We start from the raw sequence: 24,185 nt of genomic DNA on the forward strand, positions 1-24,185 counted from the left end.
GAGCCTTGCATGGCAGATGTAAAAGTAATTGAAGGTGATTTTAAGCAGTGCAGTGGTCACTACGCACTGGTCGTTGGCCGTTTTAACGGTTTTGTTGTAGAAAGTCTGGTTGAAGGTGCATTGGATACTCTGCGTCGCCACGGCATTGCCGACTCAGACATTACCCTGATTCGAGTGCCTGGCGCTTACGAGATGCCGCTGGCTGTGAAGCGTGTTGCCGAGAGTGGGAACTACGACGCCATCATCGCCCTGGGTGCGGTGATCAGGGGCGGAACGCCACACTTCGACTACGTTGCCGGTGAGGCCTCAAGCGGTCTTGGTGCTGTGAGTCTGGATACCAATGTGCCAGTAACTTTTGGAGTGCTGACGGTGGATTCCATTGAACAGGCGATCGAGCGTTCAGGTACCAAAGCCGGTAATAAAGGTGCGGAAGCCGCCGTTACCGCACTGGAGATGGTCAGTCTGTTCAATAAGCTGGGTGATTAATGAGCGCCTCTGACGAACACACAGAACAGCCTGCAACGTCCGGGCAACCGAAAGCTGGCGATCGTCGCCGGGCCAGAGCGCTTGCGATGCAGGGGCTGTATCAGCGTCACTTTTCGAAAAGCTCGATCACTGACATTGAATCTGAATTCATGGTCGACAACGACATGTCCAAAGTTGATGCGGCCTACTTCCGGGACCTGCTCAGGGGTGTCCATCGCGAGCAGGAAACCTTGGACCGTATTATCGAGCCGTTTCTGGAGCGTCCGATCAACGAGGTTGATCCCATTGAGCTGGCGATCGTTCGCCTAGGTACCTATGAACTCAAGTTCCGGCTGGACGTGCCTTACCGGGTGGTGATTAACGAAGGTATCGAAATGGCCAAAAAGTTTGGCGGTACCGAAGGGCACAAATTCGTCAACAGTCTGCTGGACAAGCTGGGTCATCGCCTGCGTTTGGCTGAGACTCGCCCACGCTGAATGATGGGTGAATTCGAGCTGATTCGTCGGTTTTTCTATCCAGTCGCAAACGCTGAAGCGAAACCCGATGTTCTGCTGGGCCCAGGCGACGATTGCGCGATTCAGACAATTCCGGAAGGCCATGAACTGGTCTTTTCCATGGACACTCTGGTCGAAGGCATTCACTTCCCCCACCAGTACACTGCGGAAAAACTGGGTTGGCGAAGTCTGGCTTCCGCGGCCAGTGATCTGGCCGCAATGGGCGCCACGCCCGTTTGCTTTACCCTTGCGCTGACCCTGCCAGAGGCTGATGTCGATTGGCTGCGCGCCTTTAGTAAAGGCTTGTCTGACGCGTCCCGACAGTTTGGTTTGGCACTCGTCGGTGGCGACACCACTCGCGGGCCACTCGCCCTGACCCTGCAGGTTCACGGAACCGTCCCCGCTGGAAGCGCAATACGTCGGTCGGGCGCGACATCCGGTGATCTGATTTGCGTGTCAGGTACTCTCGGCGATGCTGGCGCTGCGCTCGAATTTTTGCACCTGGAGTCGCCCACTCCGGAACAAGCCGATGTTCTGAACAGATACCACTTTCCCGAGCCCAAGCTGGCGTTGGGGCAGTCACTTCGGGGCGTTGCCACCGCTGCGATAGATATTTCCGATGGCCTCGTGTCTGATCTACGCCATCTGTTGCTTGCTTCAGGTGTTGCAGGACGAATAGCGCCAGAGACGCTTCCTTTATCAGAGGCTCTTGTCTCTCTGCGCGCCGATGCCCGCGAGTTGGCTTTGTATTCCGGGGACGACTACGAGTTGTGCGTCACTCTATCTGAAGCGGCTTTAGCCGGTCTGCCGGAATGCATTAGAGAGCAGTTAACGACCATCGGTCGGGTTCACGACGGTGAAGGCCTGGGATTCGAAGGTTACGTCGAAGAGGGTCATGAGACTGGTTATGATCATTTTGGGAGTGTTGAATGAATCCAGGTGAAGACCGCACGGAACCGAAACTGACAGGACCGAATTTGCCTCCGGGCTTTCTAAAAGACCCGGTGCATCTGGCCGCCTTTGGTCTTGGTAGCGGAGCCGCTGCCAGAGCGCCCGGTACCTGGGGAAGCCTCGCCGCAATCCCGATCTGGCTTACGTTCGTGTGGCTGCCGCCAACGGCTTACTGGTTGGTTGTTGTGAGCGCGTTTCTGGTGGGCATCTGGCTGTGCGGGAAAACGGCAGAAGATCTCAAAGTCCATGACCATGGTGGCATTGTCTGGGACGAATTCGTAGGGATGTGGATTGCTTTGGGGCTGTTTCCGGATAGCGTCTACGGTGTTTTTATGGCGTTCGCTCTTTTTCGTTTATTTGACATCGTCAAACCCTGGCCGATCAGTTGGTTCGACAGGCATTTACCGGGTGGCCTGGGTATCATGTTTGATGATGTGTTGGCAGGATTTATGGCGCTAGCAAGCCTGTTCGCCATTGACCGGTGGTTGATTCCGATCATTGTCTGAATGGTTGTTGAGTTGAGTTGCAGGTTCTGGTCAGTGAATCTGCTGTTCCTCGGGAAGCATCTTCACCACATGCAAAAATCGCTTGAGCCCGATTTCCGCTCGCTCGCGTGAAGCAAAGGGACCACTGTCAAAACCTTCCCTGGTCGTGAAGTACCATTTACCGCCCACGCAGAAATAACGGCTACTGCGGAATGGGGTGGGGCCTTGCTCACCAGTTCGACGTTGCGTATCCATTTTTACTCCTAAGCCCGACCTCTTTGGATATACAGATGTTGGGCACTGCGACATTTCTTGCTTGATTGTATAAAATTAAATCAATTTCTGCTGAATTCAACATTTTTTTACATTTGTTTGTTCAGCAACCTTGATGGTTTACGGCCCGTTTCCGGTTCTGGTCTTGTTTTCGGCGGAATAAATGGCTGGTCTTGCCCTGATGCTCTGCTCTCGTCAGAATGCCTGTCTATCAAATCTATCGATCCAGTGTGTTCAAAACCAGCCAACAGGAAAATATCATGAAAAGGCGTCGGAATATTCTAAATGTAGAACGAACGTGGATTGCCGTTCTGGCACTTGCATCGATTGTTCTGGCCTCCGGGTGCAGTACCGGCCCTTCCAGGATGCAGACATGGGAAGGCGATGCCCGGGATGCAGCCAATGTTGCCGTGCTGTCTCCCCCGAGCCCGATCAAGGTCAAGGAAGTAAATGGCCGGGAAATGGCAAGCTATCTGTTGGATGATCTGGAAGTGGACTATGAGCTTTTGCCTGGCAAAAACCAGATCGTGTTCACGCATAAAACCATCTGGTCGAAGCACGAAGCGGTGGATGATGGCGAATCCAAGGTCCATGTCGTTGAAACAGAACGACAGTCGGTCACCATCGACGCAAAAGCAGGTGAAACCTATCGTTTTGCCATTGATATGCCCGAAACCAAAAAGCAGGCAGAGGCTTTAATCAGCGATTTTTCGGTGGATGTCACGAATTCGGTTGGCCAGGTCGTGGCTACCTCTACGCCCTGGACAGCGGCGGTCGCCCGTCAGTCTCCGGCGAGAGCCCCGGTTCCTGAATCTGGCCGCTCTGCGGATTCAGGAAATGTGGAGGCGGGGTCGACAATTGAACGACTCAAGTCGCTTTGGGGGCAGGCCTCTGAAGACGAGAAACGGGAATTTCTGCGTTGGGCGTTTGAATAGATCTGGAAAACCTTCTGATTTAGCTGCGAAAACGGGCGACCGTTTTCCGCAGCGCTCCTTCCATCAATGTCAGTGCATCGTCCATGAGAGTGGAGTGCGCGTCGGTATCAATCTCTGAGTCTTCCGGCTCATTTGTCATTTCCGCTGCTGCAGATTCAATGGCATCCAGGCTTTCATGAACCAGGGCGTTCAGTGATTCACCCCCCGCAACGACGTCCGGACAAAGTGTGAAATTCAGCGTCAGCGTTCCCTGATAGCTTACGGCGACGATAACCAATCCCATACTGTCAAACAGGGGTGCTGTGTTGAATTGGTGGGTGAGCTTGGCTCCCTGGAGATACAGGGGAACCTGCGGCCCGGGCACATTGGTGATTGGCAGATTGAATACCGGTTGATAGCGCTGGGCAATTTGCAGTTCGGAGTAGAGTCGTGCTGACAGTGCGAGCATGGTGGATGGCAGCAGCTCGGTCAGTCGGTCTGCGGCGATCGCTTCGCGGTAAGGCTCAGATTCCACTGCGTTCCAGTGAATTCGGCGGATCCGACGTGCCGGGTCTTGTTCATTGGTTGCCAGGTCCAGCAGCATGGCCGACATCTGGTTGCCTGTGGCTTTGCGCAGGCTGCTGGAGCGCACTGAGATGGGTGTCATCGCGACCAGAGAGCGATCCGTTTCCATGCCCTGGTCCAGCATATAGCGCCTGAGTGTTTCGGCGCACAGGCCCAGTACGACATCGTTAAGAGTGACATTGCCCAATGTGGCTTTGATGCCTTTCAGGCGCGACAGGCACACGTTGCTGGATACGATCTGGCGATTCGCCGTTATCTGTCGGTTAAAAGGGCTGTGAGGCGCCGAAAATAAAGGAAATGGCAGTGGCAATTTTCGCATCTGTTTCTGAATGATGCCCCGCGCTGTGGCCTCGGCAGCGCTCATCGCGAGAGAGGTTATCTGTAACGGCTTGCGCACGAAATTCGCTCCGGCCTGAAGCATGACCCGCTCATCTGACGGCGCCGGACCCGGCGTCCATGGGCGGGGTGAGTCGATGCGTCGGGGGGTGGGGCCGTATTCCAGCAGTTTGGCGATGATCTCCTCACCGCTGAATGCATCGATGGCGGCATGGTGCAGCTTGATGATTAGCGCAAACCCATCCTGATTTTCCGGATGGTCCGGATTACGGAAGCCGTCAACAAAGGTGATGTGCCACAGCGGGCGATCCCGTTTCAGTGGCTGCTCGAGTATTCGTGATGCCAGCTTCATGAGATTGCTCTGGTCACCGTTATCGCCAAGATTCACATAGGCAAGGTGACGTTCGATACTGAAATCAGGGTCATCAATCCAGTAAGGCCTCCCCAGCCGCAGGGGTATCTCCTTCAGGCGTTGCCGAAAAAGGGGCACCACGTGGAGCCGGCTTCGCAGATAGGCAACAAAAGTACTGAACGCCGGCGGGGTCTCACACTCTGAGGCGTCAAAAAGGTAGATACCGCCAATGTGCATCGGGGCGGTTTCGGACTCTAGGTAGAGAAAAGAGGCGTCCAGTTCTGACAGCTGCCGCATAGTGAAAGAACTCCGGTCTGAAAATGCGCGTTGGGGCAGTATAAACGACTTGACGCTTTTTCCGTTGGCTCTTTTGCCAGATTTACGGTCTGGCTGGAGTCATGATCGGGAAAGAACCAGGCTAGTTCAACCAGGGTGCCATGGTTGAGGTGTCGGTCAGGCGTTCCCAGAACCACATTAATGCCTTGCCCTGATCCTCCGCATGGCGGGCCAGGTGCAACATGATGGGTTGCCTGGGCTCGTGAACGGAAAGCGCGACCAGCTCGCCGCTGTTCAGCAAACCACGCACTCGCGGTTCTGGCAGCCAACCCACAGCCATTCCGGCGCGCTGAATGGCAATCTTCTGATCAATGTTGGAAACGGTCAGGGTTCGCTGGCGTCGGAAAATTCCGGCGTTGCCCGGCGGAAGGGAGCGGGATGTGTCGGCCGCCACGGCCGCCGGGAACCGGGCAATATCGGCTTCAGTGAGGGGTTGCTCGGCCTCGGTAAGTGGATGGTCGGGAGCGACTGCATAGACGAAATCCAGCCTTCCCAGTGGGCTGGTGGTAAAAGCGCCGGCAGGCTTGCTCATCTGGTCCGCGCCAACAATCAGGTCGATTCGTCGGCTCTGCAGGGCATCCCAGGCGCCGGCAAATACTTCTTCGACCAACTGGACTTCCACCGGAACCCCCAGTCCGTAAAATTCGCGGACCGCTTCGAACAGGCAGTCCGCAGGCAATATCGAATTGAAACCGATTCGCAAACGGGTTTCCCAGCCTTTGGCCACCTGCTGGGTGGTATGAGCAAGGGTTTCGGCAGCTTCCAGAAGGGCCCGACCCTCCTCAAGCAGGTAGCGACCAGCGGGCGTCAGCGATGCGCGGTGCCCGGTGCGGTCGAAGATAGGAACATTCAGATCTTCTTCCAGTTTCTGCACGGTATAGCTGATGGCAGACGGTACGCGAAAAAGCTCGTTTGCGGCGCCGGCAAAGCTGCCCTTGCGATCAATGGCGTCAAGTACTTTCAAGGCGTCGATAGTAATGGCGGTATGCATGTTCGAATAATCTGAATGTGTTGGCCAGAATTGATTGTTTGAGAGCGTAGCAGGGTCGCCGGTATTCTTCCTGTGATTTCCATTTATTCAGCCCTAATCGGAGGCCCTATGGGTTTGCTAGTAGACGGCAAATGGCACGATCAGTGGTACGACACGTCGAAAACCGGTGGTAAATTCGAGCGCGAGGCCGCCAGATTCCGTAATTGGGTCACCGCCGATGGTGCGCCGGGGCCCGATGGCGAAGGAGGGTTTCAGGCAGAATCCGGTCGTTACCATCTGTATGTTTCCATGGCGTGTCCCTGGGCGCATCGGACGTTGATATTCAGGGCGCTCAAGGGTTTGCAGGACCATATTTCGGTCTCTGTGGTTCACCCGGACATGGTGGAGAACGGCTGGGAATTCCGGCCAGAACAGGAAGCACACCGCGATCACGCCAATGGTATGCGTTTCATGTACGAGGTGTATCTCAAAGCGGCGCCAAATTATTCGGGGCGTGTTACGGTTCCGGCGCTGTGGGATACGAAAAAGCAGACCATTGTCAGCAACGAATCGGCCGATATCATTCGCATGTTCAACTCTGCCTTTGATGGGCTCGACGGCGTGCGTAAGGGTCTGGATTTCTACCCGGAAGCGTTACACGGCGATATCGACGAAGTCAACGAGCGGGTATATCACACCGTGAACAACGGGGTGTACAAGGCCGGTTTTGCAACCGCTCAAGACAAATATGAAGAAGCCTACGGGGCGCTCTTTGATTCGCTGGATTGGCTCGAAGAACGACTTTCAGGGCAGCGTTACCTTGCGGGTAATCAGTTGACCGAAGCCGATTGGCGGTTGTTTACCACATTGATTCGTTTTGATGCTGTGTACTTCAGCCATTTCAAGTGCAATCGTCAGCGCATTGCTGATTTCCCAGCGCTGTCCGGTTATGTGCGGGACCTCTATCAAGTGCCTGGCGTGGCCGAGACGGTTGATATTGATCAGATCAAGCGTCACTACTACGTAAGCCAGCGGACTGTGAATCCAACGCAAATTGTGCCGGTTGGGCCGGCGCTGGATTTTGAATCCGCTCACGGTCGAGAGGGTTTGGGGCCCGATTTCAGCTAGACCAGCAGGGTCGTCCGCGAGTTAGCTGATTCTAGCGACGGCGACATCTGTGAGCATGACCAGGGCTTCTCGATAGCCTGATTGAGGAAGAGCGTCCAGGCAATTCAGGGCGGCCTGGGCCTCTTCTCTGGCGCGTTTCAGGGTGTAATCAAGCGCGCCGGAGCGATCCACAACGTCCAGTATTTTCGGCAGGTCATCCAGGCCGCCTTTCCGAATGGCATGGCGAATCAGTTCTTTTTCGTCGGTGCTGCCGTGATTCATGGCATGGATCAATGGCAGGGTGGTTTTTCCCTCGGCAAGATCGTCTCCCACATTCTTGCCCATGTCTTCCGCGTTGCCTTTGTAGTCGAGCACGTCGTCCACCAACTGAAAAGCCAGGCCCAGGTGTTTGCCGTAGTCCCTCAACCCCTTTTCCTGTTCCGGTGAAGCGCCGGCCAGCAGCGCGCCGGTATGGGATGCAGCTTCGAATAGCATGGCCGTCTTGTTGTGAATAACCTTCATGTACTGATCTTCGGTGAGGTCCGGGTTCTTCACGTTCATCAACTGCATCACTTCGCCTTCGGCGATGACGGCCGTGGCGTGTGAGAGTACGTCCATGATTCGCAGGCTTTGCAACTCCACCATCATCTCGAAGGCGCGTGCATACAGGAAATCACCTACCAATACACTGGGCGCATTACCCCAGCGGGCATTCGCGGTACTGCGACCGCGGCGGAGATCCGAGGTGTCAACGACGTCATCGTGCAAAAGCGTGGCGGTATGAAGAAACTCAATGACGGCAGCCAGTTTGAGGTGGTCGTCTTCCTTATAGCCGACTGCCTGACTGGAAAGCAGCACCAGGAGTGGCCTGAGCCGCTTTCCGCCGCTTTCAATAATGTACTGGGCGATTTTCTCGACCAGTGGCACATCCGAGGCCAGGCGTTTAATGATCAGCTCGTTTACCCGGCTGAAGTCGTCCGCGACGGTGTCGTATATACGCTGGGCGGTCATGCGGCTGTTGCGGTTCCCTATTGTTCTGTTTATGACGGCGAAATCATCGTGAATCGGGCAGGTTGCGCAATGCTAGGTATTGCGCACATCAGTGTCAACTTGGCTTGTAAAGCTCTGGCGCTTTTCGTACAATCACGCGCCCAACTCATCCCAACCTGCGCTCCCTGCTATAGGGTCGCCAGAGCGCTTCCCTTAGAACCAGGTGGATAAGAGCAGGGATGGGTCAATCGCGGAGAAAGTGAATGTACGCAGTAATTGTTAGCGGTGGCAAGCAGCATCGCGTAAAAGAAGGCGAAACACTGAAGCTGGAAAAGCTGGAAGTGGAAACCGGCGGCAGCGTTGAGTTTGATCGCGTTCTGCTGGTTGCCGATGGCGACAAGGTTCAGGTAGGTGCGCCGGTTGTTGATGGTGCCAAAGTGACCGCCGAAGTGGTTAACCACGGTCGTCACGACAAGGTTCAGATCATCAAGTTCCGTCGTCGTAAGCATCACATGAAGCGTCAGGGCCACCGTCAGTGGTTTACTGAAGTCAAGATCACGGGTATCAAGGGCTGAGGCTCTGGAACACCCCTTAGATAAGGAGGCTTGTAATGGCTCATAAAAAGGCAGCAGGTAGTACCCGTAACGGTCGCGATTCCGAGTCGAAACGACTTGGTGTGAAGCGCTACGGCGGTGAGACTGTTCCTGCAGGCAGCATCATTGTTCGTCAGCGCGGTACTCGTTTCCACGCTGGTCACAACGTAGGCCTTGGCAAAGACCACACCCTGTTCGCAACTGCGACTGGTCAGGTCAAGTTCGAGGTAAAAGGTCCCGACAACCGTAAGTTCGTGAGCATCGTTCCAGCGGCGTAAGTCGCGGCGATCTCAGGTTCTGTCGAACCTTGGGTGGCCCTGATAGGATAATCTGTCAGAGTTGCCCGGAGCCCCGCAATGCTTCAATGAGGCTGCGGGGCTTTTTCGTTTATGCGCATGGCGCAAAGGGTTAATCATGAAATTTGTAGACGAAGCCACCATTATTGTCGAAGCCGGGAAGGGAGGGCACGGTTGTCTGAGTTTCCGGCGCGAAAAATACGTCCCCAAAGGCGGCCCGGACGGCGGTGATGGCGGCGACGGTGGTTCTGTGTACCTGGAGGCGGATGAAGCGTTGAATACGCTCATCGATTACCGCTTCCAGCGCAAGCACAAGGCCCAGAATGGCGAGCCTGGATCCGGGCGAAACTGCACCGGTACCAAGGGTGAGGATCTGGTCTTGCCGGTACCTGTCGGTACCACCGTTGTAGATATGGATACTCACGAAGTGTTGGGTGATCTCACGCACGCGGGCGAGCGCCTGAAAGTGGCACAGTGCGGGTTCCATGGTCTGGGCAATACCCGATTCAAGTCCTCCGTGAACCGGGCGCCCCGGCAGACGACGAAGGGCTCCGAAGGCGAGCTGCGAAACCTTCGCCTTGAGTTGAAAGTGCTGGCGGACGTCGGTCTGCTGGGTATGCCCAATGCGGGCAAATCCACCTTTATTCGTTCGGTGTCAGCGGCAAAGCCTAAAGTGGCGGATTATCCATTCACTACTCTGGTGCCCAATCTTGGTGTGGTGAGTGTGCAGGCCCATCAGAGCTTTGTCATTGCCGATATTCCGGGTCTGATCGAAGGTGCCGCTGAAGGCGCTGGCCTGGGTATCCGTTTCCTCAAGCATCTGGTGCGCACTCGGTTGCTCCTGCACCTTGTGGATGTGGCGCCGTATGACGGATCCTCACCTGTGGAGAGCGTTCGGGCCATCGAGCATGAACTTGAGAAGTTCAGCGAAACTCTGGCCAGCCGGGAGCGCTGGCTGGTTTTGAATAAAGTCGACATGGTGTCCGAGCCGGATCGCGAGGCCCATTGTCAGGCCATCGTGGATGAGCTCGGCTGGAAAGGCCCGGTATTCTGGATCTCTGCATTGAGTGGCGAGGGTACCAAGCCGTTGACTCAGGCGGTCATGCGCTGGATCGAGGATCAGGCCCAGGAAGAGGCAGAAAACCCGGAATTTGCCGAGCAGGAAGCAGAGCGCCGTCGCCAGATGGACGAGGAGGCCAGGCTCAAGCTGGAATCTGATCGGCAGGCACGACGAGCCGCCCGAAAAGAAGACGACGATGACGACTTCGACGACGATGATTACGATGTCGAAGTGGTGTACGCACCCGAGTAGTTGAGTCCTTAGTTGAAGGCAACACCGAAGTATCGCTGGTCGGGCGGGCATCCAATTGAGGGATCGTCAAAAACATGGATGTTTTTGTCGAGCGTACAGGGGTGTGTTCACCGCGTATCCCGCAATTGGATGCCCGCCCGGCCACTCCCGTGGACTGTAATTCAATGAGTCAAAGAACACAGCTACGCCAGGCCAGGCGCCTGGTGGTGAAAATTGGAAGTGCCTTGCTCACCAATGAGGGTAAGGGGCTGGACGTGGCCGCCCTTGGTTTGTGGGTCGACCAGATTGCCGAACTGGTGGGTGAGGGCGTTGAGGTTGTGGTGGTTTCCTCAGGCTCAGTCGCCGAAGGCATGAGCCGGCTGGGTTGGACTGTTCGGCCACAACAGCTACACGAGCTTCAGGCTGCCGCTGCGGTAGGGCAGATGGGCCTGGTCCAGACCTGGGAAGCACAGTTCAAGCGTCACGATCTGCACACTGCCCAGATTCTGCTCACCCACGATGACTTATCCGATCGCAAGCGTTATTTGAATGCGCGGAGCACGCTGAGGGCTCTGCTCGACGTGGGTGTTATTCCCATTGTTAACGAGAACGACACAGTCGTTACTGACGAGATCCGGTTTGGTGATAACGACACTCTCGGCGCTCTGGTTACAAACCTGATAGAAGCCGATGGGCTGATTATCCTCACCGATCAGTTAGGCCTGTTTGACAAAGATCCGCGCTCGAACCCGGATGCGGCGTTGATAGAACATCGCCAGGCGAGCGATTCCGAGTTGGATGCAATGGCTGGCGGCGGTGCGGGAGCGCTAGGAAGGGGTGGTATGCAGACCAAGGTTCGTGCCGCTCGACTGGCAGCCCGATCGGGGGCATTTACCGTGATCGTTGGCGGGAAAATCGAGAAGGTCGTCAGTCGCCTTCGCGACGGGGAGTCCATAGGAACGCTGTTGCTGCCTGAGCAGGGAAGAATTGCGGCTCGCAAACAATGGCTGGCCAGCCATCTGCAAACCCGTGGCAAGCTGACTCTCGACCAGGGTGCGGTGGCTGTGCTTTGCCGTGGTGGTCGCAGTCTTTTGCCTGTGGGCGTCAAAGGCGTCGCGGGTCACTTCCGGCGAGGTGAAATGGTCTCCTGTGTTGACGAGAGTGGAAAGGAAATTGCTCGCGGTCTTGTGAATTACGATGCCAACGAGGCGCGGTCAATCGCCGGCCTGTCGAGTAAAAAGATCACGGATGCCCTCGGGTATATCTCGGACGAGGAAATGATCCACAGAGACAACCTAGTGATCGTCTAAACGTTACTTGGGATACAAAAAAACCGGCCTGATTGGCCGGTTTTTTTACTTCAGCATGCGTCTACGCAAATCAGGCGCTTTTCAGAGCCTTGATGCGAGCGCTCAGACGACTCTTCTGGCGGGCAACCTTGTTCTTGGCGAAGATGCCCTTGTTGACCATGCTGTCCATGATCGGCTGCGCCTTCAGGAACGCTGCTTGCGCTTCGTCGGCCTTGCCAGCTTCGATGTTGGACTGAACTTTCTTGATGTAAGTACGCGCCATAGAACGCAGGCTAGCGTTGTGCTTGCGGTTCTTCTCGTTCTGACGTGCGCGCTTTTTGGCTTGTGGGGAATTTGCCACCGTTAAACTCCTGAGATCTGAAATTCGTTGTGAATCGATTCGTAAAAATCGCGGGCGCGCCAAACCAGCGCGTCGAAATAAATGACGCGGAACTATGCCGCTACAACCCCGAAATGTCAAGGCTAAAACCGATTTCATGCGTCTCTCATACGAGTCCTCGCAAGGGCTGTGATAAACTCGCCGCTTATTCGAGGGACGCCCCTGAAACGGGCTACGGATTTACCGAAACGAGCTGACTATGCCGCGCGAACCCCAGTCGACCGAACCTGAAAAGGCTGAGTTACGAACACCAGTACCGAAGCCGCCGGGTTTGCTGCGGTCGTCCGGCCTTGTTGGCATCATGACCATGCTGTCCCGCGTTCTCGGACTTGTCCGGGACATGGTCATTGCCCGTTATTTCGGCGCAGGTGCCGGTGCCGACGCCTTCTTCGTTGCCTTCAAGATCCCCAATTTTCTGCGTCGGTTGTTCGCTGAAGGAGCCTTTGCGCAGGCCTTCGTGCCGGTACTGTCTTCTTATCGCCAACAAGAGTCTTTGACCGAAGTCCGTCGCCTGGTCAATGCCGTGGCAGGTGCGCTGGGCGTTGTTCTGCTGGGCGTCACTCTGGTTGCGGTGATCGGATCGCCGTTGTTAACCGCGCTGTTTGCGCCCGGATTCGTAGGCGATGAGCTGAAATTCGGGCTCGCCAGCGACATGCTTCGCATAACGTTTCCCTATCTGTTTCTGATTTCGTTGACCGCCTTTGCGGGCTCCATTCTCAATAGCTACGACCGATTTGCAGTGCCGGCGTTTACGCCGGTGTTGTTAAATCTGGCGATGATCGGGGCCGCCATATTTCTTTCGCCCCTGATGGAGACACCGGTTATCGCACTGGCCTGGGGCGTATTCATCGCCGGTGCGCTGCAACTCTTTTTCCAGTTGCCGTTTCTGATGCGCCTGGGCTTGCTGCCCCGGCCGCGCGTGGATTACCGGCATGAAGGCGTAAAGCGAATCATGAAGCTCATGCTTCCTGCGTTGTTCGGTGTATCAGTCAGCCAGATCAACCTGCTGCTGGATACGGTGCTGGCTTCCTTTCTGCAAACCGGCAGCGTGTCCTGGCTCTATTACTCGGATAGGCTCTCTGAGCTGCCGCTCGGCGTATTTGGCATTGCAATTGGAACCGTCATTCTGCCCAGTTTGTCCCGCAAACACGCGGACGCTTCGCCGGATCAGTTTGCGGCTACGTTGGACTGGGCTGTAAGAGCGGTGTTGCTGATTGGTTTGCCCGCAGCGCTGGCGTTGGCCCTGCTGGCAGAGCCTCTGATAGCCACGCTGTTTTACTACGGTGAGGTGACCAGTCGGGACGTCATGATGTCCGGGGATGCCCTGCGGGCCTACTCGGCGGGTTTACTGGCCTTCATGCTTATCAAGGTGCTGGCACCCGGCTATTTTGCTCGCCAGGATACGAAAACACCGGTAAAGATCGGGATAATCGCCATGGTGGCGAATATGGCCTTTAATCTGGCCCTTGTTTTCCCGCTGGCCCATGCGGGGTTGGCGTTGGCAACGTCGCTGTCCGCCTGGATGAATGCGGGCCTGTTGTGGCGAGGTTTGATCAAAGAAGGTGCATGGAGTTGGCAATCCGGTTGGCCAGTGTTTTTGCTACGCCTTGGCTTGGCGAATGCTGCTCTGGCCGGGGTTATCCTCTGGTTACAGCCGCCGCTTGAACAATGGCTTGACGCTGATGGTTATCAGCGCTCATTCGATATGGCGATCCTAGTGGCGTCGGGCTTGGCAGCTTATTTTGCGTCGCTGGCCGCTCTGGGTGTTCGGGTAAGACATTTCCGCCACCGATAAGGTATAATCGCCGGTTTTCTCACCGCTGGAAATCAAGGGTTCGCCTCTCATGCGTCTCATTCGGGGCCTGACCAATCTGAAGCAGTTTTCTCAGCAGCCTGATGCGCCGCTATCCCGTGGCTGTGTGGCTACTATTGGGAACTTCGATGGCGTTCATCTTGGGCACCAGACGATCATTGATCAGGTACGCGAAAAAGCCATTGAACTTGGCGTGCCTTCGGTGGTCATGGTGTTTGAGCCACAGCCTCGGGAATTTTTCCAGGGGGAAGACGCGCCGCCCCGGTTGATGCCTTTCCGGCAGAAGTTTGAAGCCCTGCTCAAATCCGGCATCGATATCGTCCTCTGCCTTCGATTTGACGATAAATTCCGTAGCTATTCCGGCATGGGCTTTATCGAGGACGTGCTGATTGATGGGCTTGGCGTGCATCATCTGGTTGTTGGCGACGATTTTCGATTTGGTTGTGACCGCGCGGGCGATTTCAATTTGCTCAAGGAAGTGGGTGAAGCACGTGGTTTCAGCGTTGAAAACACCCGAACGGTTGAAGTTGCCGGTGACCGGGTGAGCAGCACGCGGATCCGCAACGTGCTCGCAGAGAATCGCCTTGAAGATGCCGAGGCTTTGCTTGGGCACCGCTACCGGATTCACGGCCGAGTGGTGTATGGCAAACAGCTCGGAAGACAGATTGGCGCGCCGACGGCGAACATCCTGTTGCCTCGAATGCCTGCGCTGCGAGGCGTTTACGTGGTCGCGGTGACCACGGCCGACGGCCGAATTGAAGATGGCGTGGCGAATATAGGGCTGCGACCGACGGTGGATGGCAAGCAGCCCTCCCTTGAAGTGCACCTGCTGGATTTTGCTGGCACACTTTACGGCCAGCGAATTGATGTGGTGTTCCGCCATTTCCTCCGGGGCGAGGTGAAGTTTGATTCGGTGGATGACTTGAAGCAACAGATTGCCCGTGATTTTGAAGATGCGCAGGCCTGGATTGCCAAACACGGGTCGGCCACCGATACCGATTGATCGACATTTAATAACCTGAGTTACCCAAAACGACCATGAGCGATTACAAGCACACCCTGAATCTGCCCGAGACCGCTTTCCCGATGCGCGGCAACCTGGCCAAACGCGAGCCAGAAATGCTCAAGCGTTGGCAGGATCTTAACGTTTACGGCAATTTGCGCGACAAGCGCAAGGGGCAGGAGAAGTTCATCCTGCACGATGGCCCTCCCTACGCGAATGGCAGCATTCACATCGGTCATGCGGTTAACAAGATTCTGAAAGACATGATTGTGAAATCCCGCAGTGTCATGGGCTATGACGCCCCTTACGTGCCGGGGTGGGACTGTCATGGTCTTCCCATTGAACACAAGGTCGAGCAGGAAATTGGCAAGGCGGGTGTGAAGGTGGACTTCAAGACCTTCCGCCAGGCCTGTCGCGACTATGCCACCAAACAGATCGCTGGCCAGAAAGAAGATTTTATCCGCCTTGGCGTCATGGGGGAGTGGGATAAGCCCTACCTGACCATGGATCCGCAGGTGGAAGCAGGCATCGTCCGCGCGCTGGGTAAGATCGTTGCGAAGGGGCATCTGGTTCGTGGCTTCAAACCGGTTTACTGGAGTGTGGTCGGCCAGTCGGCTCTGGCAGAAGCGGAAGTGGAATATCAGGACAAAACATCTGTTCAGATTGACGTGCGCTTCACCGCAGTCGATCAGGCAAAGGTGCTGGATCTGTTTGGTACGTCCGAAGGACAGGGCGATGTTTCCCTGGTCATCTGGACCACCACGCCCTGGACCATTCCGGCCAACCAGGCGGTGTCACTGAACGCCGAGCTGGACTATGCCCTGGTTCAGGCAGATGTCGGTCACGGCCCGGAGCGACTGGTGCTGGCTGCCGATATGGTAGAGGGCATCATGGCCCGCTGGAGCGTCGAAGACTATTCCGTGCTCGGGTCAACGTCGGGTGAGAGCCTGGAAAAGGTCATGCTGCATCATCCGATCTATGACAAGCAGGTTCCGGTCATTCTGGGTGATCACGTGTCAACCGACGCGGGTACGGGGGCTGTCCATACGGCGCCGGACCATGGTGTAGAGGATTTTGAAGTCGGCAAGGCCTACGACATTGGCACGCTCAGCCTCGTGAAGGCCGACGGTACGTACACCCAGGCTGCCGGTGAATTCGCCGGTGTGCATGTGTATAAAGCCGATGACCCTGTCTGCTCTGCGCTCGAGCGTGAGGGCAAGCTGGTTCGAGCCGAGAAGTTCAGCCACAGCTATCCCCATTGCTGGCGAACCAAAACGCCACTGATCTACCGCGCCACGCCGCAGTGGTTTATCAGCATGGACAAAGAAAACCTGCGTGATGACGCGCTGGAAGCGATTAAGGGCGTCCGCTGGGTGCCAGCGTGGGGTCAGAATCGTATTGAAGCGATGTTCAAGCAGTCTCCGGACTGGTGTATCTCGCGCCAGCGTACCTGGGGCGTACCGATCACCCTGTTTATCCATAAAGAAACTCAGGAGCTGCACCCGGATACCCAGAACCTGATTGAAGCGGTTGCCAAATACATCGAAAAAGACGGTATCGATGCCTGGTACGAGCTGGATGCGTCTGAACTGCTGGGCGAAGACGCCGATCAGTACGACAAGGTCACCGACACGCTCGACGTGTGGTTCGATTCGGGGGTGACCCATGAGTCTGTACTGAGACCGCGTGAAGAGCTGGGGCAGTTCCCGGCAGACATGTACCTGGAAGGCTCGGACCAGCATCGTGGCTGGTTCCAATCGTCGCTGAAGACGTCCATCGCCATGAACGGTGTGGCGCCTTATAAAGAGGTGCTGACTCACGGCTTTACGGTGGATGGCAATGGCCGGAAGATGTCCAAGTCCCTCGGTAACGTGATTGCACCCCAGGAAGTGATGAACGAACTGGGTGCAGATATCCTGCGCCTGTGGGTGGCGGCGACTGACTACAGCGGCGAGATGACGGTGTCCAAGGACATCCTCAAACAGACGGCCGACGGTTACCGTCGAATCCGCAATACTGCGCGATTCTTGTTGAGCAATCTGACCGGGTTTGAACCTTCACAGCATGCGCTTGCCCCCGAGGAGATGATTGCTCTTGACCGCTGGATGTTGGATAAGACGTTGCGCCTGCAAGAGGAACTGGACGAGGATTATCGGAACTACGCGTTTCTGAAAATCTATCAGAAGGTATACAACTTCTGCGAGGCGACTCTGGGCGGCTTTTACCTGGATATCATCAAAGATCGCCAGTACACCACCAAAGCCGATAGCCGAGAGCGCCGCTCCTGCCAGACCGCATTGTTCCATGTGGCTGAAGCATTGGTGCGCTGGATTTCGCCGATCCTGAGCTTTACCGCCGACGAAATCTGGCAACACCTGCCAGGTGAGCGCGGCGACACCGTCTTCTATGAAACCTGGTATCAGGGCCTGACTGCGCTTCCGGACAACCTTGAGCAGGGTCGCGATTACTGGGCGAGGATCTACGGTGTAAAAGAGGCCGTCAACAAATGCCTGGAAGCAGCGCGCGGCCGTGGCGAGATCAAAGGCTCGCTGAGTTCAGAGGTCACTCTGTACTGCGAGGAATCGCTGGCCAGTGATTTGAATCGTCTGGGCGAAGAGCTCCGTTTCGTACTGATTACCTCTGAAGCGACGGTGAGACCGCTGTCTGACGCCGAGGGTGCAGAACAGTCTGGTGTCGACGGTTTGCTGGTCAAGGTGACGCCGACCAGCCACGCGAAATGTGAGCGTTGCTGGCATCACCGCGCTGACGTGGGCGAAAGCCAGACCTACAGCGATCTTTGCGGTCGCTGTGTCAGCAATGTTGAGGGCGAAGGCGAGGCGCGTTCGTTTGCCTGATGTTCAAAACGTGTCGGAGATGCCGGTGAGTCAGGAAGAATCTGCGGGCTCGAAACTGCGATGGCTGTGGCTCGCAGGGTTGGTTGTCGTGCTGGATCTTGGCACGAAAGCCATGGCTACAGCGCTGTTGACCTACGCCGAACCCGTGCCGGTGATGCCTATGTTCAATCTGACGTTGCTGCATAATACCGGCGCGGCGTTCAGTTTCCTTGCGGGCGAGTCAGGTTGGCAGCGCTGGTTCTTTATCACGCTGGCTGCGGTTGTCAGTGTTGTTCTTTTCCGTTGGCTTAAATCACTAAAGCCGTCGGAAACCTGGTCGGCGATTGCCATCGTATTGATTATGGGCGGCGCCCTGGGAAACGTGTACGACCGCGTTGTCCATGGTTATGTGGTGGATTTCCTTCATTTCTATTGGAGCGATTACCACTTTCCCGCCTTCAACATCGCCGACACCGCCATCACCATCGGTGCAGGCATGATGATCATTGATATTTTCCGTCAGTCGGGCGAATCGAAGTCGTCCACTGACTGATTTCCGGAGTGTGCAACCATGAAAGAACTCCCTATTGACCAGCAAACCCGGGTAACCCTCCATTTCGCCCTGAAGTTCAGCGACGGCGAAGTAATTGATTCTACGTTTGAAAAAGAGCCGGCCACGCTCGAAATTGGCGATGACAATCTGCCTGAGAACTTTGAAGCCTATCTGATGGGCATGAAAGCTGGCGAGCGCAACAGCTTTGAGGTGCCGCCGGAGAAAGCCTTTGGTCAGCACAACCCCAGCAACGTTCAGACGTTCAAACGCAGTGAATTCAGCGCTGATATGGTGCTGGAAAAAGGCGTCATGATTTCGTTTGCCGATGCGCGGCAAAGTGAGTTGCCGGGCGTGGTCAGCCACGTTGAGGGAGACCAGGTCGAGGTGGACTTTAATCACCCACTGGCGGGGCGTACACTGACGTTCGAAGTTGAGATCATTGATGTGGAGCCCGTTGGGGCAGCGCATTAACGCATCGTTTAGAGCAATTCAATCAAGCAATATCGCAGGGCAAGTTTATGCAGATCCGACTCGCAAATCCCCGTGGCTTTTGTGCCGGTGTTGATCGCGCTATCGAGATCGTCAACCGCGCCCTGGATGTGTTCGGCGCGCCGATTTACGTGCGTCACGAGGTAGTGCATAACAAGTTTGTGGTCGATAACCTTCGGAATCGTGGCGCTATTTTCGTCGATGAGCTGGAAGAAGTGCCGGATGACAAGCTGGTCATTTTCAGTGCCCACGGCGTGTCCCAGGCGGTTCAGAATGAAGCCGCCCGCCGTGGTTTGAAGGTGTTTGACGCCACTTGCCCGCTGGTGACCAAAGTACATCTGGAAGTCATGAAATACAGCCGCGAGGGCCGCGAGTGCGTGCTGATCGGCCACCAGGGACATCCAGAAGTGGAAGGTACCATGGGGCAATACGATCGCAGTAATGGCGGCGAGATTTACCTGGTGGAGGACGAGAAAGACGTTGCCAACCTGCAGGTAAAAGACCCTTCGAAGCTTTCTTATGTCACGCAGACCACACTGTCCATGGACGACACGGCACGCGTAATCGATGCTCTGCGCACAACCTTCCCCGAGATTCAGGGGCCGCGCAAGGACGATATCTGCTATGCCACCCAGAACCGGCAGGATGCCGTTAAACAGCTGGCTGGCGATTGTGACCTGATGCTCGTGGTTGGCTCACCGAACAGCTCCAATTCAAACCGTCTGAGGGAACTTGCCGAGCGGATGGGCACGCCCGCTTACCTGATTGACGAGGCCACACAGATCGATCCCCAGTGGTTGGAAAACAAACGATCGGTGGGGGTTACTGCCGGGGCGTCTGCGCCCGAAGTGCTGGTGAATGATGTGATTGCCCGGCTCCAGGAACTCGGCGGGGACTTGCCCGAGGAAGTGAAAGGGCGGGAGGAGAATATTGTTTTCTCTATGCCTCGTGAGTTGCGGATAGACGCCGTTGAGGTCAGTTGAGAATCAACGGCGTCAATAAAGGCTAAGGCCCGGCGTTACCAGCAATCAGCTTCATCCGCGCCGCGATTGCCCTGTTCGTCCAGGGTGAGCGTCCCGCAGTCATCATTTGCTTGTTCGCCCGTTGGAACGGCTTGCAGTGTATACGTGTCCCTTGCCACGCCGGCTAAACCGATGTTGTAGGACGCGCTGCCCGTCTGGGGTGATTCTGTGAAAGGCAGAGTTGGCGGATCGCCTGATGCATCCCGGTAATCAAACCCATTCGAATAGCGCCTTTCCATCCATTGCGACAGCTCCATCAGGTCGGATTGAGCCGTCGTTCGACGTGTTGTCTTGACCTGGCCGTCGTATAGCGGAAAAGCGATTGCCGCAAGAATGCCGACAATGGCCATAACGATTATGACCTCGATCAGCGTAAAGCCTTTTTGGTTTTGTAATTTCAAAATGATGCTTCCTTTGGCTTTTTCTTTCGTCGATTAGTTCTGGCCTAGTAAGCCGTTATGCTTTGAACGACCCGCAACGACGAATCGTCTTCACTGATTCCACCGAGGCCGAGTGTAACTCGCTGTCCTGCACTGAGTTTCAGAACGGCCTGCTCCCGCGACCAGGACGTGTCCGATATGCGCAGGTTACGGGCGAGAACAAAGGCCCGGTCGTCGACAACGATTTTGAAGCTGTCGGCGTGAACCGAGTTAATCGTACCCTGATAGCTTGTCTGCTCAGTTGTCAGTACACCGCCATCTGCGATCTCCTCCGCTGCCAGGGGGCTGGCAGCGATAACGATGGTGACGATGGCGGCGATACGGAGCAGGGCGGTGGCCATGCGGGCAATGTAAGCCTTGGGATCAAAGTAAGTTTCCATAGCGATTTACCTGTTTATACCGTTTAACGCATTTCATGAGGCTTGCTGCAGAGCAGCTTCTAGCGAAGCTGCTCCCAGGTTTGCCGTCCCAGTGCGTTCTTAAGAGTTCGCGTGCACAGTCCCGCTTCGCAGGATGGTGTTCCTCCTGGATTCCCAATCAGCGCTTCAGTTTCGCCGGGAGGATCTGAGATGATCTTGATCGTGCGAATCTCTTCGCCTTCACCCCACTCGATACCGCTGGCAGGATACCCATTCACGATATCGTTCGTGTTGAACTGGCCGTCACCATCCAGATCGAAAACGGGTTGGTCCGACTTTTCACCGGTCGTCAGTTTCAGGTCCATCAAGAAGCCAGTGCGAGAACTTCCACATGGATCTGTGTCAGGTATGACCGTATTGAACCGCACCCGATTAGAGTACACGCCGAAAGGAAACGCGGCTCGGCTGATAACCCTTTCACCCGATTTGATGCCGTTGTAGGCAAGATCCAGGTACCAACCCTTCTCGTCAGTCAGTTCATTGCTGGAAGTATCACGAAGTGTGTAGGTCTGATCGGACCCATCGTCTCGTTCGACCGTTACAGTCTCTTGAGTCGTAATGGTTTGTTGAAGGAGATCCGAGCGACTCAGATTGAATTCCGTCAGGTTATCCTTGATCGCGTAAAACGTCTGAATGTCGTTGTCGTTTTCATCACCGGAGCGGATAAAGCTGCCGGTGCCAAACGTAACCACCAGTTCTTCATCGTCGTTGGGGTTTATGGCGACCCGCGGTGCAACCGTAATGGGTTGAGTGTTGCCTGCCGGGCTTGCTGCGGTGAACACTTTGGTTGTACTCCAGCTACTTGATCTGGTGCCAGTAATGTCAAAACGCCAAAGGTTACCAAGAAGGTCGCCAGCGTAGGCGTAGCGGGACACAGCGTCTCTCTCGGGGAAGCTGCCGATCGTTGGAGCTGCGAGGCCATTGGACGCCGTGCTGCTACCGACACCGGTTTGCAGCTCACGAATCAGCGAACCATCGCTCAGGTCGACCACAAACAGACTCGCCTGATCATTGGCGCCATTGTACCCGTTGCCAAACAGGGCAACCCAGCGTCCGTCTTCCAATCGGGCAATTCTGGCATCCGTCACACCATAACCAAGGTTTGCGTGCTGGAATTCCCACATGACATCTTCGCTGGGAGAAAACTCACCGGGATCGGTCACATCAAGCGCAAATACGGTTTTTCCGCCCGCGCCCATGGTGCCGACCAGAATGGTACGCCACTCTGCGGAACCGTTGCCGTTTTTATCGACGTAGGCATCCTGGATCTGAGGAGTGCCATCCAGGTAGAACCGGTGAGAATAATCGGGTCTCATCAGTTCAGAAATACGTGCGTGGCTGTTGGAACCAGCCGGCAACAGAAGCTCAGATGGAATGTATCCGAACATTTCTGTGCCGGTCTCGCCGTCAAAGGCATGCAGAATGCCATCATTAGAAGCGACATAAAGTGTTTTGGTTCGATTCTGGTAAGCGGAGGTTGAACGGAACGCACCGTAGGAGCTGCCTTCATCGTCGAGGCTTGCGTAACCATAGTTGCTGTTGCCAACTATCTGGGGGTTGCCATTCACGATATCGCCAAGCAACCGGGTAACGGTTGCGCCGCCGGGGGTTTCAGCGCTCCTGTCACGGAAAGAGTCGTCTGCTGGGTTGTCCCCATGAAGCCAGGCAAGCCGCTTGTAGCCAAGGTTGTCGAGAGTGCCCGCTTGTGTTGGGTCTGCGTTCAACGCGTTTTGCTGTTCTGTGGATAGATTGGACAGCGAAGTAGCTGAGTCAAAGGCCAGCTCTACGGCATTTGTGCCATTGTAGGTGATCAGGGTTCTATTCTCTGGCAGCGTGTTGGCCAGTTTGGTTTCGGCGTCCCACTCCACATCGCCGGTACTGAGATCAATAGCGGTCAGGGTGCCGGACCAATCCTCGCTTCGGAAGCCAGCAAAGTAGCCCAGAGTACCTGTCTGCAGCACCGACGAACTCACGGCAGCAGACGAGGCTGATGTTTCTGATCTGGCGATAACATCGTCAAGAAACCCCTGGATTTCTGCCGTAAACTCTGTTGGATTCTGGGCGCTGGCATAACCGCCTCGGCCGTTGATTGCCGCGTGCAGAAGGTCATCAATGTTTTCCGGACTCTTGTCACTTCCAGGCTCGGGCCAGTTGATGGTGTCACCGGTTTCAACAGCCTTCACTGCATCTGATTCGGCAATATTCCCATTAACACCCAAACCAATGGTGAAGGATGTCATGTGTTGCCAGAACGCAGGATCCGTGGAGGTAACCGGCACTTTATTATCAAGGTCATCTCTTAGATCGTTCTTCCAATAGGCCATTGCGACATCGGCCAGTGTGTTGGAGTACGCATCTGCAAATGGCGATACATTTTTATATTCAAAGTCTTTGCCGTCAGGATCTGGGTTGGTGTACGAGGGGCCTGCGGTGTTGTCAGCGTTGCCAACTGCAGGATCGCTGCCATTCCAGATTCCATCCGTCATGATCAGGCCGAAGCTCTGGCGGCATTCCGTATGCGCCGTCGTGTTATTGGTGCCGGGTTCTTCGCCCCAGGGGCCAAGATTGTCAGTTCGTGAATAGTATTCGCCAACGTCCTTGAGGGCTGTGCGCAGTGGCGTGCCGCCGCCAACACTCTTGCCGTGCAGCCATGTCAGGAACTGCTCTCTGCGATTGGCGTCGTAGGTTCTGACGCCGCTGACCAACGTGTTCGTGCCATCCACACCGTCAATCGTGTTGTTATTGACGTTAATGGCGCCATAACCCAGCCGAATGCTTTCTGGTAAATCAAAGAACGCTTCTGTAATACCGGATTTGGCGGCGAGATCGCGCCGACTGTAATAAGAAAACCAGTTGGCGTAATTCTGCTTTACGTCGTCCGACGCGTCGTTGAGCAACACCGTCTTATAGCAACTGTTCTGCTTGGGGTCTGCGTCGCAGCTGTCAGAGGAGTTGAACTGCATGTAGAACCCTTGCTCAATATCCCCGAGCCCGTCGAAGCGAATATAGGTCCTAAGGTCATCTTTGGTGCTGTCGTCTGACTGATCAAAACCGTTGACCCAGGCAGCCGTGTAACTGGAATCTGGGTAGCGGCCACTGCCATCCGGCTTGTACGGTGGGGTGTAAGTCACGGTGGGATCATAGTAGATCTTATTCACGTGGCTCGAATAATAGTGGTTGTTGTATACGTCATTCCCGCCAAGATCGTCTGGCATATAGCGCCATCCCATGGATCCGGAGTCATCGAAAACGAAGACCAGGTTCGAATCGACCGACTCCTTCAGGAACAGTGGAACCTGCGAAAGGTTGACCTGAGCCAGTGCAGATTGAACTGTGCACACGGACAGGAAAAGGCTGGCCCCGAAGGTGGTCAACTTATTAACCTTCGAGTGGCTGGTGGTGTGTTTTCTAAAAGCTTTCATAGCATCCTCTCCATGTAGAGTCAGCAATCGTTGTGCGTTGTT

Annotated in this window: 24 protein-coding genes; 16 read left to right on the plus strand and 8 right to left on the minus strand. The window is 55.5% G+C overall.

What is annotated here, in order from left to right:
• The first annotated feature begins 9 nt into the window (after window positions 1-9).
• Genes ribH through QLQ17_RS16105 form a run of 4 tightly spaced genes read left to right on the plus strand, consistent with a single transcriptional unit; the run spans window position 10 to window position 2,437 of the window.
• Window positions 10-486: a 6,7-dimethyl-8-ribityllumazine synthase gene (gene ribH / locus QLQ17_RS16090; protein WP_283210631.1), complete on the plus strand. Its 477-nt coding sequence runs from the start codon at window positions 10-12 to the stop codon at window positions 484-486.
• The gene (gene nusB, locus QLQ17_RS16095) at window positions 486-962 is read left to right on the plus strand and encodes a transcription antitermination factor NusB (protein ID WP_283210632.1); all 477 of its coding nucleotides are present in this window, start codon (window positions 486-488) and stop codon (window positions 960-962) included. The genes ribH and nusB overlap by 1 nt, the downstream gene beginning before the upstream one ends.
• 3 nt (window positions 963-965) lie before the next feature.
• Window positions 966-1,913 carry a thiamine-phosphate kinase gene (gene thiL / locus QLQ17_RS16100; protein ID WP_283210673.1) on the plus strand — a complete coding sequence of 316 codons (948 nt, stop codon included), beginning with the start codon at window positions 966-968 and terminating at the stop codon, window positions 1,911-1,913.
• Window positions 1,910-2,437 (plus strand): phosphatidylglycerophosphatase A family protein, encoded by a 528-nt coding sequence (locus QLQ17_RS16105; RefSeq protein WP_283210633.1) that lies wholly within the window; start codon window positions 1,910-1,912, stop codon window positions 2,435-2,437. Before thiL ends, QLQ17_RS16105 begins: the two co-directional genes overlap by 4 nt.
• A 30-nt stretch (window positions 2,438-2,467) precedes the next feature.
• On the opposite strand, the gene QLQ17_RS16110 is transcribed toward QLQ17_RS16105, so the two are convergent.
• A complete protein-coding gene (locus QLQ17_RS16110; RefSeq protein ID WP_283210634.1) occupies window positions 2,468-2,671 on the minus strand; it encodes a DUF6316 family protein in 204 nt (67 codons plus the stop codon).
• A 278-nt stretch (window positions 2,672-2,949) separates the two neighbouring features.
• On the opposite strand from QLQ17_RS16110, the gene QLQ17_RS16115 reads away from it, so the two are divergent.
• Entirely contained in the window at window positions 2,950-3,624 is a 675-nt protein-coding gene (locus QLQ17_RS16115; protein ID WP_283210635.1) for a DUF2057 family protein, read from the plus strand.
• Window positions 3,625-3,643: 19 nt separating this feature from the next.
• Here the strand turns inward: QLQ17_RS16115 and QLQ17_RS16120 are convergent, their stop codons facing one another.
• On the minus strand, window positions 3,644-5,173 hold the full coding sequence (locus QLQ17_RS16120) for a wax ester/triacylglycerol synthase family O-acyltransferase (protein WP_283210636.1): 1,530 nt from the start codon (window positions 5,171-5,173) through the stop codon (window positions 3,644-3,646).
• A gap of 121 nt (window positions 5,174-5,294) precedes the next feature.
• The gene (locus QLQ17_RS16125) at window positions 5,295-6,203 is read right to left on the minus strand and encodes a LysR substrate-binding domain-containing protein (RefSeq protein ID WP_283210637.1); all 909 of its coding nucleotides are present in this window, start codon (window positions 6,201-6,203) and stop codon (window positions 5,295-5,297) included.
• Window positions 6,204-6,311: 108 nt separating this feature from the next.
• On the opposite strand from QLQ17_RS16125, the gene QLQ17_RS16130 reads away from it, so the two are divergent.
• Window positions 6,312-7,310 (plus strand): glutathione S-transferase family protein, encoded by a 999-nt coding sequence (locus tag QLQ17_RS16130; RefSeq protein WP_283210638.1) that lies wholly within the window; start codon window positions 6,312-6,314, stop codon window positions 7,308-7,310.
• A gap of 21 nt (window positions 7,311-7,331) precedes the next feature.
• On the opposite strand, the gene ispB is transcribed toward QLQ17_RS16130, so the two are convergent.
• Entirely contained in the window at window positions 7,332-8,300 is a 969-nt protein-coding gene (gene ispB, locus QLQ17_RS16135; protein WP_283210639.1) for an octaprenyl diphosphate synthase, read from the minus strand.
• Window positions 8,301-8,542: 242 nt separating this feature from the next.
• Here ispB and rplU point away from each other — a divergent pair, with 242 nt between their 5' ends.
• From rplU to proB, 4 genes are all read left to right on the plus strand, one after another.
• The gene (rplU, locus tag QLQ17_RS16140; RefSeq protein ID WP_283210640.1) at window positions 8,543-8,854 is read left to right on the plus strand and encodes a 50S ribosomal protein L21; all 312 of its coding nucleotides are present in this window, start codon (window positions 8,543-8,545) and stop codon (window positions 8,852-8,854) included.
• Between the two features lie 35 nt (window positions 8,855-8,889).
• A complete protein-coding gene (rpmA, locus tag QLQ17_RS16145) occupies window positions 8,890-9,150 on the plus strand; it encodes a 50S ribosomal protein L27 (RefSeq protein WP_150914565.1) in 261 nt (86 codons plus the stop codon).
• A 136-nt stretch (window positions 9,151-9,286) separates the two neighbouring features.
• Complete coding sequence (cgtA, locus tag QLQ17_RS16150) at window positions 9,287-10,480, plus strand: Obg family GTPase CgtA (RefSeq protein WP_283210641.1); 1,194 nt, start codon at window positions 9,287-9,289, stop codon at window positions 10,478-10,480.
• A 164-nt stretch (window positions 10,481-10,644) separates the two neighbouring features.
• Window positions 10,645-11,769: a glutamate 5-kinase gene (gene proB / locus QLQ17_RS16155; protein ID WP_283210642.1), complete on the plus strand. Its 1,125-nt coding sequence runs from the start codon at window positions 10,645-10,647 to the stop codon at window positions 11,767-11,769.
• Between the two features lie 70 nt (window positions 11,770-11,839).
• Here the strand turns inward: proB and rpsT are convergent, their stop codons facing one another.
• Complete coding sequence (gene rpsT / locus QLQ17_RS16160) at window positions 11,840-12,109, minus strand: 30S ribosomal protein S20 (protein ID WP_283210643.1); 270 nt, start codon at window positions 12,107-12,109, stop codon at window positions 11,840-11,842.
• 238 nt (window positions 12,110-12,347) lie between these two features.
• Here rpsT and murJ point away from each other — a divergent pair, with 238 nt between their 5' ends.
• The 6 genes from murJ to ispH are packed head-to-tail and all read left to right on the plus strand — an operon-like array spanning window position 12,348 to window position 19,823.
• Window positions 12,348-13,943: a murein biosynthesis integral membrane protein MurJ gene (murJ, locus tag QLQ17_RS16165; protein WP_283210644.1), complete on the plus strand. Its 1,596-nt coding sequence runs from the start codon at window positions 12,348-12,350 to the stop codon at window positions 13,941-13,943.
• 49 nt (window positions 13,944-13,992) lie between these two features.
• Window positions 13,993-14,964 carry a bifunctional riboflavin kinase/FAD synthetase gene (gene ribF / locus QLQ17_RS16170; RefSeq protein WP_283210645.1) on the plus strand — a complete coding sequence of 324 codons (972 nt, stop codon included), beginning with the start codon at window positions 13,993-13,995 and terminating at the stop codon, window positions 14,962-14,964.
• Window positions 14,965-14,999: 35 nt separating this feature from the next.
• Window positions 15,000-17,819 carry an isoleucine--tRNA ligase gene (gene ileS / locus QLQ17_RS16175; RefSeq protein WP_283210646.1) on the plus strand — a complete coding sequence of 940 codons (2,820 nt, stop codon included), beginning with the start codon at window positions 15,000-15,002 and terminating at the stop codon, window positions 17,817-17,819.
• 25 nt (window positions 17,820-17,844) lie between these two features.
• Complete coding sequence (lspA, locus tag QLQ17_RS16180; protein ID WP_283210647.1) at window positions 17,845-18,351, plus strand: signal peptidase II; 507 nt, start codon at window positions 17,845-17,847, stop codon at window positions 18,349-18,351.
• Between the two features lie 18 nt (window positions 18,352-18,369).
• Entirely contained in the window at window positions 18,370-18,822 is a 453-nt protein-coding gene (fkpB, locus tag QLQ17_RS16185) for an FKBP-type peptidyl-prolyl cis-trans isomerase (protein ID WP_283210648.1), read from the plus strand.
• A 47-nt stretch (window positions 18,823-18,869) separates the two neighbouring features.
• Window positions 18,870-19,823, plus strand: a complete 954-nt coding sequence (gene ispH / locus QLQ17_RS16190; RefSeq protein ID WP_283210649.1) for a 4-hydroxy-3-methylbut-2-enyl diphosphate reductase — start codon at window positions 18,870-18,872, stop codon at window positions 19,821-19,823.
• Between the two features lie 35 nt (window positions 19,824-19,858).
• On the opposite strand, the gene QLQ17_RS16195 is transcribed toward ispH, so the two are convergent.
• Genes QLQ17_RS16195 through QLQ17_RS16205 form a run of 3 tightly spaced genes read right to left on the minus strand, consistent with a single transcriptional unit; the run spans window position 19,859 to window position 24,143 of the window.
• Window positions 19,859-20,263: a type IV pilin protein gene (locus QLQ17_RS16195; protein ID WP_283210650.1), complete on the minus strand. Its 405-nt coding sequence runs from the start codon at window positions 20,261-20,263 to the stop codon at window positions 19,859-19,861.
• A gap of 44 nt (window positions 20,264-20,307) precedes the next feature.
• Complete coding sequence (locus QLQ17_RS16200) at window positions 20,308-20,682, minus strand: hypothetical protein (protein ID WP_283210651.1); 375 nt, start codon at window positions 20,680-20,682, stop codon at window positions 20,308-20,310.
• Window positions 20,683-20,741: 59 nt separating this feature from the next.
• Window positions 20,742-24,143, minus strand: coding sequence for a pilus assembly protein (locus QLQ17_RS16205; RefSeq protein ID WP_283210652.1), 3,402 nt, complete (start codon window positions 24,141-24,143; stop codon window positions 20,742-20,744).
• Between the last annotated feature and the right edge of the window lie 42 nt (window positions 24,144-24,185).

It is taken from the genome of Marinobacter sp. CHS3-4, from assembly GCF_030053415.1.
Classification (GTDB): domain Bacteria; phylum Pseudomonadota; class Gammaproteobacteria; order Pseudomonadales; family Oleiphilaceae; genus Marinobacter.